Source organism: Nocardia sp. NPDC004654 (assembly GCF_040609595.1).
In the GTDB taxonomy this organism is placed as follows: Bacteria; Actinomycetota; Actinomycetes; order Mycobacteriales; family Mycobacteriaceae; genus Nocardia.
This window is the reverse complement of sequence record NZ_JBEXKI010000010.1, coordinates 281791-292597: the sequence shown is the minus strand read 5'-3', so window position 1 is coordinate 292597 and position 10807 is coordinate 281791. Positions and strand designations below refer to the sequence as shown.

The following is a 10807-nucleotide window of genomic DNA, read 5'->3' as shown; positions in this document are numbered from 1 at the left end:
GAAGGCTGGTTCGTCCTATCGGTCGTGACCGGCGATCAGCGACGCCGCAGCGTGGCGTCGAGCAGGGCAGGGGGCGTGTCGTGCTTCTCGTCCGGGGCGAGGTCGACACCGGGAGCGACGATCGCGTCGATCGCGTCGAGCACATCGCTGGAGAGCGCGGTGTCGGCGGCGGCGAGCTGCGAGTGCAAGTGGTCCATGGTGCGGGGGCCGATGATCGCGCTGGTCACGGCGCGGTGTGCGGTGACGAAACCGAGTGCGAGCTGAATCAGCGTCAGACCGGACGCATCGGCGAGTTCGGCCAGCTGTTCGACGGCTGCCATTTTGGCCCGGTTGGACGGGATGCTCGTGTCGAAGCGTTGCGGCATGAACGATGAACGGCTGGTGGTGATTTCGCGGCCCTCGCGGATCGCGCCCGACAGCCAGCCCGAGGCCAGCGGGCTCCATGCCAGCACGCCGAGCCCGTACTGCTCGGTCACGGGCAGGACGTGAGTCTCGATGCCGCGCTGCAAGATCGAGTAGCCGGGCTGCTCGGTGACATAGCGGCTCAGGTGGTGCTCCCTGGCGGCCCACTGTCCTTGCACGATGCGGTACGCGGGGAACGTCGAGGAGCCGACGTAGCGAATCTTGCCCGCGCGCTGCAGATCGGTCAACGCCGACAGCGTCTCCTCGTCGCTGGTGCTCGGGTCCCAGCGGTGGATCTGGTAGAGATCGACATGGTCGACGCCGAGACGGCGCAGGCTGTTGTCCAACGCGGTGACCAGCCACCGGCGCGAACCGCCCCGGTGGTTGCGCTCGTCGCTCATCGGCATGGCCGCCTTCGTGGCCAGCACGAGGTCGTCGCGACGGCCTGCGATGGCCTTGCCGACCATCTCCTCGGACTCTCCCCGGCTGTACCAGTCGGCGGTATCTATCAGGTTGATCCCCGCGTCCAGTGCGGCGTCGACCATGGCGGTGGCCTCGTCTTGGGTGGTACGTCCCAAACTGCCGAAATTCATCGCGCCGAGCACGAGAGTGCTGACCTGCACGCCGGTGCGGCCCAAGGTGCGGTACTGCATGAGATGTTCCTCCGTGAGAGGTGAAGCGAGGGGGGATTGGTTTCGGATCGCCGGTGCTGGCATCCTGAACAAACGGAACCTTGTTCCGTCAAAGAACATACGGAACATGGTTCCGCTTGGCAAGTGGAGTCACGGAGGTAGGTGCGAAATGGCCGATACCGGCGGATCGGGATCGTCGGCCCCGCGAAAGCGGGCCGACGCCCGGCGTAACGAAAAGACGCTGTTGGACGCGGCCGCGGCGGCTTTCGTCTCGTCCGGCGTCGACGCCCCCGTGCGCGACATCGCCGCACGGGCGGGTGTCGGCGTCGGCACGATCTATCGTCACTTCCCCACACGCGCAGATCTCATCGTCGCCGTCTACCGGCACCAGGTCGAGGCCTGCGCGGAGGCCGGTCCGGCACTGCTGGCCGACAGCAAAACGCCGCACGCGGCCTTGGCGCGGTGGATCAACCTTTTCGTCGACTTCCTGGTCACCAAGCACGGCTTGGCCGAGGCGTTGCAGTCCGGCGATCCCACCTTCGAGGCGCTGCACAGCTATTTCCTCGACCGTCTCGTCCCCGTATGCACCCAGCTGCTCGACGCCGCTGCGGCAGCCGGTGAGATTCGCCCCGACATGGAGGCCTACGAACTCCTGCGCGGCGTCGGCAACCTGTGCATCGGCGCGGGCAACACCCCCCGCTACGACGCGCGACGCATGGCCGAACTCCTCATCGCGGGATTGCGTCGTAACTGATTGGAGGCGGCCGTGGCTTTCGCGCGCGACCGATAACTGCGTGAGCGGATCGACCCACAAACGGAACAGCGTTCAGGACTTGGCACGTGGTTGCGTGCGTCTCGGTTCGACGGCATCTCTTCGATAGGTCGCCGTGGCGACCGCTGCGAACGACCGGATGAGCGGGTTCGCGGTGGCGCTGTTCCAGGCGGAAAGCCTGCGGGGCGGCATATCGGTCAGCCGGACGGCGACGAGGCCGTCACGGCACACTTCCGGCACGGTGAGGATGTCGGCGATGACGTCGCGTAGTGCGTCGTTCTGGTGTCCGGGTTCGATCAGAGCGGTGGTAGGTGCCGATCCGTTCGTTGCGGCCGAAGACGCCGTTGCCGTCGGGCGGGCAGTCCAACCGCACGTCGCCGACCATCCAGGACGAGACCGGCTCGTCGCCGGGGAATTCGAAGCCGCAGATCCTACGCACGGTGCTGTGCCCACCGTCGCAGCCGACGAGGTACTCGGCGCGGATCGAAGCCGAGCCGTCCTGCCCGTCAGGCAAGACCTCGACCCCGGCGTCGTCTTGGCGCAGGTTTACCACCGCGGTCGACCACACGATCCGGACGCCGAGTTCGACGGCGCGGGCGGTCAGGATCCGCTCGGTCTCGTGCTGCGGCACGATCAGTGCGGTCGGCCAGTCCGGATCGAACCGGTTCGGGCCATGGGAAGGCCGCCGCTCCACCACGACGACTTCGATACCGCGGACCCGCAATTCGGCGGCGAGCATGAGGCCGGTCGGTCCGGCCCCCGCGACGGCGACGCGGCGCTGCGGCCACCATGGCCCAACTGCTCACCCGGATGGACCGGGACGGGCTGATCCGCCGCACACCGAATCCCCACGATGCCCGTAGTCAGACGATCACGCTGACCGACGACACCGCGCCGCAACTGACCGAAGCGCGACGGCGACTGGCCGAAATCGAACAGCGGGCCGTCGCCGGATTCAGTCCCGCCGAGATCCAGACCCTGGAACAGCTGCTGATTCGGCTCGACAACAACCTCGAGCCCGACAGGGCTGGATCCGGCGAAGCCACACCGCATTCCGACGAGTGACCCCGACGCCATCGCCGACGCGGCGGATGTATCCCCCTCGCGCGAGCGAGCGGCAGAGGTCGACATCGGTACGCAGGATTACGCATGACGTGAGCGGAGGCAGGCGCCAGGTCGGTGGTCGAAACCGAGGGCATCGGTGGGGAATCCGGTGGGGCTGCGTCGATCGCGGCCGAGAGCCCGGGAAGGGGCCGGGTTTCCGTGCGTTGGCACACAGTTGGCACACTGGCAGTGCTCGGCGCTCGGCGTGGAGTGTGAAAAACGCTGCTGACCTGGCTCGATGGAATCAGGTCGACCAGCAATTGTTTATGCGAGAGGTAAGGAAAAGTATGGGAAGCACCGTTCTCGACATCGTCGCCCTGATCACCAACCGTGCGGCGGCCTTCTGGAATTGGCTGGCCACGGGTTCGGCGGGTTTTCCTCCGCTGTGATTTCGCGCTGATCGAGTACGAGGACCCCTGGCCATTCGGCCGGGGGTTCTTCCTTTTCGGGCTCGCCTGCGAGTAACGCCGATCGCCTACAGGCCGCGCGGTTCGATCCAGAGCGCCTCGGAGACCGCGCAGAGCTCGCCCGCCGCGGTCGACAACGCGACACCCACGGTGTACTTGCGGCCGTCCCGTCCGATCGGCCAGGCATAAGCGATGTGCGGCTCGCCAGCCTGGATCGGCCGCAGCAGGGTCGCGCTGAGGGCGGCGGTGACCGCGCCTTGGCGCATGCCGGACAGCAGGAACCCCGCGTGGCCGCCGGGGCAATCGAGCGCGGACCACACGTTTTCGGTGGTGACGGCGCCGTCCGCCGCGCCAAGCGCCGGGTCTGGCACCCACGCGGCGGCGATGAGTTCGCGGTCGGGCAGCGCCCAGGGGAACAGGCGCAGCCCCCGGCCGGGTTCGCACGCCGCGCCACAGCCGTAGCAGTGGGTGACGCGACGTTCGCCCGACGCGAGGACGCGCGTCGTGAGGGCCTCGGCCTCGGCCCAGCTCGGCGCGGGCGGAATATCGAGGGACAAAGTGGTCCCGCCGATCTCGGCGAGGACTTTGCCCTCCGCGTCGGTCAGCGCGGTGCCGTTCACGGCGGTGGGAGTCATCGCCAGCGGTGTGCCGACCGGTACCTTGGCGCGGAAATCGACGCGCGCGGTCGGCTCCGGGCAACGGGTCGCGAGCACACCGGCGACGAAACCGCCGAAGGCGACGTCCGGATAGCCGTGGATGTGTTCGGGAATGGTGATCTCGTCCACCTGAATCATCTAACCGCACCAACCCTCTCCCGGCCGCGGCCGTTCATCGGCACCGACGATACCGAGAGGTCTCGACAGCGCCGACAGCGGCCGGGAGTCACCGGGGGAGCAGCCCGCCGCCGAGCTGGGTCAGCAACAGACTCATCACCCCGACCTCTTGACCTTGGGACTGGATCATCGCGCGGGCTGCCTCTTTGACCGGCCCTTCGGTCAGCTGCCGGTCCGCCGCCTGCGCCATCGCGATGCCGCCTTGATGGTGGCGAATCATGAGTTGCAGGAACAGGATTTCCGCGTCCCGACCGCGCGCCGCGGCGAGGGCGTCGAGTTCGGCCGTCGTCGCCATGCCGGGCATCGGCGCATCCGATGGTCGCGCCGAATGGTGGTGCGACGCAGCCTTATCGGCCATCCACGTCATCGGTCGCGGCGACAGCGGCGACGCGTCGGCGAGACGCAGCCAGCCCAGCATGGTGCCGATCTCGACGCGCTGGGTGTCGGCCAGCTGCTCGGCGACGCGGCGGACGGTCGGCGCCGCGGCCGGGTCGAGGCGCTGGGTCATCAGCAGCGCCTGCTGATGGTGCGCGGTCATGTCCTGGGCGAAACCGATCTCGATGGCGTCTAGTACGGCTGCGGCAGTGTGCTTTTCGGGTAGCGCCAGCGGTCGCAACGCCGCCCCGAGCGCCAGCAGGAGCAGGGCGACCGAGGCGAACGCGGCGATCCGAACCCCGAGCGGCATGCTCACGAGCCGACGATCGAACGCTGGTCGGCGGGCGGGCTGTAGACCGCCTCGTCGAGCCGCAACACCATGAAGCCGTTGTCCGAACACGCGACATACAAATCGTTGCCGCGCCATTCGGGTGGGGAGAAGCACCAGTCGGTGGAGACGTCGCCGAAGGCGAGCCGCCCGGTGCGGGGTGTGAGCGCATCGGCCGGATCGAACTGTCCCTCCAGCACCGCGCGCGCCGCGGGCGGTGCGCTCATCAGCGGGACGCCGATGATCGAGGCCAAGGCGTGCGGGGAGTTCCACAGTTCGAGGTTGCGGCCGGTGCGCGCGGGCGGGTTGAAGTAGGCGATCTCGCGCACCGCGAACGGATCGCGCACGTCGAAGACCCGGATTCCGGAGGAGATCCACCCGCAGGCGAGCGCCGTCGGATTCTCCTGCCGGTCGGCGGCGCAGTAGTGCGATTCGTAGGCGAACGCCGAACCACCCATGGAGGAGCCGATATTCGCGTCCAGGTGCTGCGGCAGGTTGATCTCGAGCTTCAACTTGTTCGCGACCTTGGGGGCGGTGTCGTCGGAAACGTCGATGAGTTTCACACCGCCGGAACCACCCTCGTCGACGGTGAACAGGTACGGCTTGCCGTCGTAGCTGACGGGGATGCTGTGCTGGGTCGCCCAACCGTCGGTCCAGAACGTGCGGCCGATGTGATGCACCTGCGGATTCGGGTCGCGGCGCTGCACGGCGCTGATGTCGAGCACGGTGAAGCCGCCGAGCGCGGACAGGTACATGCGGTTGCCGTCCGGGCTGATGCCGAAGCCGTGCGCTTCGATGCCGGTCAAGCCCTGCCAGACGACGCGCGGGTTGGCCGGATCGGTGAGATCGACGGCGCTGACGAAACCGGGCGCGATGCCGGAGGCCCAGTAGGTGCGTCCGTCGGGGGAGAAGCCGCCCTCGTGCGTTGTAATCGGAAGGGGCATCAGCAGATTCGTGCCGGGACCGGGATTGAGCAGGCGTGGGTGCGCGCAGTCGGAGATGTCGTAGACGGACAGGTAGCCGACGCCGATGCCGACCGGGACACCAGTTCCCACCAGCAGTTTGCGCTCGGCGTTGACCTTCAGGCTCTCCCAGGTGCCCGCCAGCATGGCTGGTTCGGTGAGGGTGACCGTCGGGCGCGGGTTCGCCGGATCCGAGACGTCGAGCACCTGGACGCCGCGGCCTTCGCTGATCAGGTCGCCGGGGAAGAACGACCCCATGTAGGCGCAGTGTTCGAAGCTGGTGGAGGTGATTCCGGCTCCGCGCCCGGCGAATTGGCCGACCATCGACATGTTGCACCGGTAGCCCCGCGTGCTGCGTCCGCTGTCGCGGTCGGCGGCGGGCACGTCGCCCTGGAGGCCGGGTTCCGGCATCGAATCCGGTCCGCAGTCCGCGCGCGGCACCGACTTTCGTCCGACATCCAGGAATTCCTGGACGGCGGTGGCGATGTCGGATTGCAGATCGGCCGAGGCGCTGCCGGGCACCATCATCGCGGCGATGACCGCGGCGGTGAGCAGTGCGACAGGTCTGATGCGGCGCAATCGTGACAGAGAGTGCATCGTTGCGACCCCCCACTTCCTTGTTCGCGGTCGTGACGCGTCGTCTGACTGGGACAGCGACGCGATCTGACTGAATAGTAGTAACGGCGGGTAACTTCTGGAGTGGGTTCGGGAGAATTTCTGAAACCTGTGCTGATTCGTTCTCGGATGTTCGCGAGCGTGCGATAGCACTGACAGTCGGCGGTGAGCCGATGTGTTTCGGTCGATCTCGCGTCGTCGGGTCGTGGCACGTGGGTTGGTAGTGTCGGAATCGGCCGAGGCGAGCGGCAAGACGGGCGGCTGGAGTCGCGGTTTCAGCTCGGGGAGGGACAGAAAAGTGTGGGGCTGGTGGCTGAGGGTAGGGATTCGGTGGCGGGGTTGGTCGCGGCGTCGCCGCGCCGCGGTAGCCGCAGGGCTGGTGCTTGCGATGCTGCTGCTTCCCGTGGGAGCGGCAGCGGTCGCACTCCGACTCGAGTTCTCCGGTGAACCCAGCGCGGACGCGCGCACCAGAGGGCGGGACGCGGTGTGGCTGGGCCACGCCTGGGTCGACGGCCGCAAGACCGATGCCGACGTGGCCGGATTGGTGACCACATTGGCCGGCACCGGCATCAAGGACCTCTACGTGCACACCGGCCCGCTCGAGCACGACGGCAGTCTGCGCGGCGAATTACACCCGCGGGCACAGTGGTTCGTCGACGCGGTACATCGCGCGCTGCCCGGGATACGGGTGCAGTCCTGGCTCGGCGACATCGTCGCGCCCGAATTCGACGGCCTCCATCTGGACGAAGCCGCGGTCCGCGACCGCATCACCGCCTCCGCCACCAGGGTGCTCGATCTCGGTTTCGACGGCGTCCACCTCGATCTGGAGCCGGTACGGTCGGGCACGTCCGGCTACCTGACGCTGCTGGACCAGGTGCGCGCCGTCACCGCGAGCCGAGGCGCACCGCTGTCGGTCTCGGCTCCGCAGATCGACCCGCTGCCGGGGCTGCACTCGGTCGGAATCACCCTGTTCGATCACGGAAAGTGGTGGTCGCAAGAGTATTTCGCCGATGTTGCGCGGCGCGTGGATCAGGTAGCGCTGATGTCGTACGACACCTCTATGCCGTGGGGCTCCCTGTACGGCGGGTACGTCGCTCAGCAGACCGCGCTCGCGCTCGAGGTCACCCCGGCCAGTGTCGATCTCCTGATGGGGGTGCCCGCCTTCTGGGCGGACGATCCCGGGCATCACGGCGCGGCGGAGACCGTCGCCAACGCGGTGCGCGGAATCCGATTGGGACTGAGCCGAAACGACCCCCGGCGACCGGCCTTCGGTGTGGCGCTGTACGTCGATTTCGCTGCGACACCGGAGGATTGGGCCACCTACCGCCGCGAGTGGTGCGCCCCTCCGCGATAGCCGCTGGAATCCGGCAACGCGCGGCGACCTCTCGCATTTTTAGGTCATGTGACCTATTTTTGAGATCATGAGCGACGCGTTGCAGTTCGATGCGCAAGGCCCGGTTCTCCTGGTGGGCGGATACGGGGTGGTCGGTGCCGAGGTGGCGCGGATGGCGGCTCGGTCGCTTCCGCTGCTGCTCACCGGGCGCACGCCGGAACGGGGCCGGGAAGTGGCCGCGGAAACTGGTGCCGCGCTGGAGGTGTGGGATCTGGCCGATCCGGTGCCATTCCGAGCCGATGTGCGAGCGGTGGTGGGCCTGGTCAACGATCCCGACGACCGTATTCTGCGGGCGGCGATCGCGGGTGGGGTGCCGTTCGTCGACATCACCCGGTGGACCGCCCGGTTGCAACGAGCCGCCACCGTGGCCGCGATGCTCGCCCCGGCCGCGCCTGTGCTGCTGTCCTCGGCATGGATGGGCGGTGTCACCAGTCTTGTCGCCGCCTGTCTCGCCCATGAGCTCGGCGGCGCCGACACGGTCGAGGTGGCGATCCGCTGGGATCTGCGAGATCGAGCGGGTGCGGACTCGATCGATTTCATGGACCGCTTCGGCTTGGACTACGAGGTGATCGAAAACGGGAAGCGGCGAAACGTCATGCCGCTGAGCGATACTCGCCGAATCCGCATGGGCGGCACGATCACCCGAGTCGCGCGCATCGACACTCCCGAACAGTTCACCCTGCCCTTGACGCTCGGCACAAGGACCGCGGCTACTCGCATCGGATTCGATTCGGCCGCGTCGACTTCGGCGTTGCTCGCTCTCGAGCGGCTTGGTTTCTTCCGCTGGGGCCGCGGCGACAACTTCACCGGTCTGCGACGGGCAATCCTGCGCGCGGGAGGAGAGGGCGGCATTGCGCGACTGCGCGTCGATGTCACGCACGGCGGGCTCGCTCGCAGTGCTGTGGTGACCGACCCGGCCGGGCAGGCTCACCTGACAGCGGTGGGCGCACTGCTCGGGCTTCAGCGGGTTCTCGGTCTGGACGGCGCACCGGTCTCCGCGGGCGTGACCTTCCCCGAACAGACACCCCTGCCTGCTGAGATTCCCGCGATGCTGGCTGCGCACGGCGTCGCTGTGGAGATCGAGTCCGCCACCACCGGCGTAGCCGCATGACCGGCCACCGTCCGCCGCGCACCGGCAAGGGAACGCAACGCCGCGCCGAACTCCTCGACATCGCCGAACGAATCCTCATCGAGTCAGGGCACGGGGAGCTCACTATGCGCGCGGTCGCCGCGGCGGCCGAGGTCCGGCTGGGCCACCTGCAGTACTACTTTCCGAACCGCGGCCAACTGATCGCCGCGGTCCTGCGCCGTACCCTCGAACGAACCCTGCAACGGCTCGCCCCACTGCTGGCCTCCGCCGATTCGACCGAGCCGGTCGCCGATATGGTCCGAATGCTACTGGTGGAGCAGGACGACTTCTGTCTTGTCCGCGTATACACCGAAATCTGGGCGCTGGCCGCGCGTGACGAGTCGACAGCCGAAGCGGTGCGCGACTTCTACCGCACCTACCAGGACCACGTCGTCGGCCTCATCCGGGCGCGCAATCCCGAAGCGCCCGAGGGCATCTGCCGAATACGCGCCCGCGTCTTCACCATGCTCATCGAAGGCGCGGCGTTGTTTCGCTCCGGGATCGCCGACCGAGCCGACTCGGCGACGGACGACACGCTGATCGCGACAGCTACAGCGCTGCTGGCCGTGTAAGTCGTCGCGTGTGGTGCGCTGCCCTGTGTCCCGGTGCCCGGCTCGGGCGGGGATCAGAAGATCGGCTGATCGGTCGGGATCGGTTCCGGTGGTCGTCGTGGTGAAGGCAGTGCCATCGCGATCTCCCCTCGTCGGGCGGCCCGCCACCGCCGCTGTCCGGAGTCGATGGCGCGCCGGATCTTGCGCACGGTGGATACCTGTGTGAGCAGGTGTTGCTGATATCGCCACGGCATTTGCAGCCCGTGCCGAGCCGCCATCGCATAGGCGAACTGCACGGCGCTGCGGTCGAGGTATCGGTCGGCGTGTTCGAACCAGATCATGCTGGCACGGGCGGAGGCCTGGATCGGGCGCAGCGCAGCGCGCCGCTGCGCATCGTAGTTCTTCAGCGCGTCGGCGACTTCGGCATGCTCGTACAGGTTTTGTGCCAGCACGACGGCGTCGACGATGGCCAGCCGGGTGCCCGAACCGATGGTGAAGTGCGTCGTGTGCGCCGCGTCGCCGAGCAGCACCACGTTGTCGTGATACCAACTCTTGTTGGTTACTTCGGGAAAACGGCTCCACTTCGCGAACTCGCCTCGTGTCTTGCTGATCAACGAGTGACCGTCGAGATGGCGCGCGAAGATGTTCTCCAGAGCGCGCAAGTTCTCCTGGTTGTCCAGGGAATCGAAGCCCAGTCCATGCCAAGTCCGCGGTTGGCACTCGACGATGCAGGTGCTGATTTTGTCGGCGACCGACGGGTAGGCGTGGAACCAGATCCATCCGGCCGAGGTGTGTTCGAAGGCGAAGGTGAATCGGGTGAAGACCTTGTCCGTGCCGAGCCAGACATACGGATTCTCGCCGAGTGCGACGGACGTGCCGAAACGATGATCGGCCAGTTGCCGTACTTGGCTGTTCGCGCCGTCGGAGGCGACGATGAGATCGGTGTCGTCGAAGCCCGACAGATCGTGGACCTCTCGCCCGTGCTGGACATCGACGCCCACGTCGCTCGCCCGTCGGGACAGCACATCGAGAAATGCCGCGCGCCCCATGCTGAACCCGTACCCCCCGAAATGCGCGGTTTCGTCGCGCACATGGATCGCCTGTTCCCGCCATAGGACCGACCCGGCACGCACCGCCTGGGCGCTGTCGGGGTCGTTCCGATACAGAATGTCGAGCAGGTCGTCCCAGTACACGACGCCCCAGCCATAGGTGGACCCCGGAGGATCGCGGTCGATCACCGTGATGTCATGGGCCGGGTCGCGCCGCTTCATCGAAATAGCGAAATACAACCCGGCAGGCCCGCC

General features: G+C 67.5%; 10 protein-coding genes and 1 pseudogene. 5 read left to right on the top strand and 6 right to left on the bottom strand.

Features of this window, described 5'->3' with window-relative positions:
* Positions 1-35 precede the first annotated feature (35 nt).
* Complete coding sequence (locus tag ABZV58_RS30840; protein WP_355003695.1) at positions 36-1055, bottom strand: aldo/keto reductase; 1020 nt, start codon at positions 1053-1055, stop codon at positions 36-38.
* Between the two features lie 148 nt (positions 1056-1203).
* Between ABZV58_RS30840 and ABZV58_RS30835 the strand changes: the two genes are divergently transcribed.
* The gene (locus ABZV58_RS30835; protein WP_355003694.1) at positions 1204-1788 is read left to right on the top strand and encodes a TetR/AcrR family transcriptional regulator; all 585 of its coding nucleotides are present in this window, start codon (positions 1204-1206) and stop codon (positions 1786-1788) included.
* Between the two features lie 238 nt (positions 1789-2026).
* On the opposite strand, the pseudogene ABZV58_RS30830 reads toward ABZV58_RS30835, so the two are convergent.
* Positions 2027-2575: pseudogene (locus tag ABZV58_RS30830) on the bottom strand (FAD-dependent monooxygenase); the annotation flags it as partial.
* A gap of 20 nt (positions 2576-2595) precedes the next feature.
* Between ABZV58_RS30830 and ABZV58_RS30825 the strand changes: the two are divergent.
* On the top strand, positions 2596-2871 hold the full coding sequence (locus tag ABZV58_RS30825; protein WP_355003693.1) for a hypothetical protein: 276 nt from the start codon (positions 2596-2598) through the stop codon (positions 2869-2871).
* A gap of 514 nt (positions 2872-3385) precedes the next feature.
* Here the strand turns inward: ABZV58_RS30825 and ABZV58_RS30820 are convergent.
* The 3 genes from ABZV58_RS30820 to ABZV58_RS30810 all read right to left on the bottom strand — a co-directional run bounded on the left by ABZV58_RS30820 (position 3386) and on the right by ABZV58_RS30810 (position 6412).
* Positions 3386-4111, bottom strand: a complete 726-nt coding sequence (locus ABZV58_RS30820; RefSeq protein ID WP_355003692.1) for a hypothetical protein — start codon at positions 4109-4111, stop codon at positions 3386-3388.
* Between the two features lie 88 nt (positions 4112-4199).
* Positions 4200-4835, bottom strand: coding sequence for a DUF305 domain-containing protein (locus tag ABZV58_RS30815; RefSeq protein WP_355003736.1), 636 nt, complete (start codon positions 4833-4835; stop codon positions 4200-4202).
* Between the two features lie 2 nt (positions 4836-4837).
* Positions 4838-6412, bottom strand: coding sequence for a hypothetical protein (locus tag ABZV58_RS30810; protein WP_355003691.1), 1575 nt, complete (start codon positions 6410-6412; stop codon positions 4838-4840).
* 406 nt (positions 6413-6818) lie between these two features.
* Between ABZV58_RS30810 and ABZV58_RS30805 the strand changes: the two genes are divergently transcribed.
* From ABZV58_RS30805 to ABZV58_RS30795, 3 genes are all read left to right on the top strand, one after another.
* The gene (locus ABZV58_RS30805) at positions 6819-7784 is read left to right on the top strand and encodes a hypothetical protein (protein ID WP_355003690.1); all 966 of its coding nucleotides are present in this window, start codon (positions 6819-6821) and stop codon (positions 7782-7784) included.
* A gap of 67 nt (positions 7785-7851) precedes the next feature.
* Positions 7852-8934, top strand: a complete 1083-nt coding sequence (locus tag ABZV58_RS30800) for a saccharopine dehydrogenase (protein ID WP_355003689.1) — start codon at positions 7852-7854, stop codon at positions 8932-8934.
* The gene (locus ABZV58_RS30795) at positions 8931-9524 is read left to right on the top strand and encodes a TetR/AcrR family transcriptional regulator (protein WP_355003688.1); all 594 of its coding nucleotides are present in this window, start codon (positions 8931-8933) and stop codon (positions 9522-9524) included. Before ABZV58_RS30800 ends, ABZV58_RS30795 begins: the two co-directional genes overlap by 4 nt.
* Before the next feature lie 53 nt (positions 9525-9577).
* Here the strand turns inward: ABZV58_RS30795 and ABZV58_RS30790 are convergent, their stop codons facing one another.
* Positions 9578-10774 (bottom strand): FAD-dependent monooxygenase, encoded by a 1197-nt coding sequence (locus ABZV58_RS30790; RefSeq protein ID WP_355003687.1) that lies wholly within the window; start codon positions 10772-10774, stop codon positions 9578-9580.
* Positions 10775-10807: the final 33 nt, after the last annotated feature.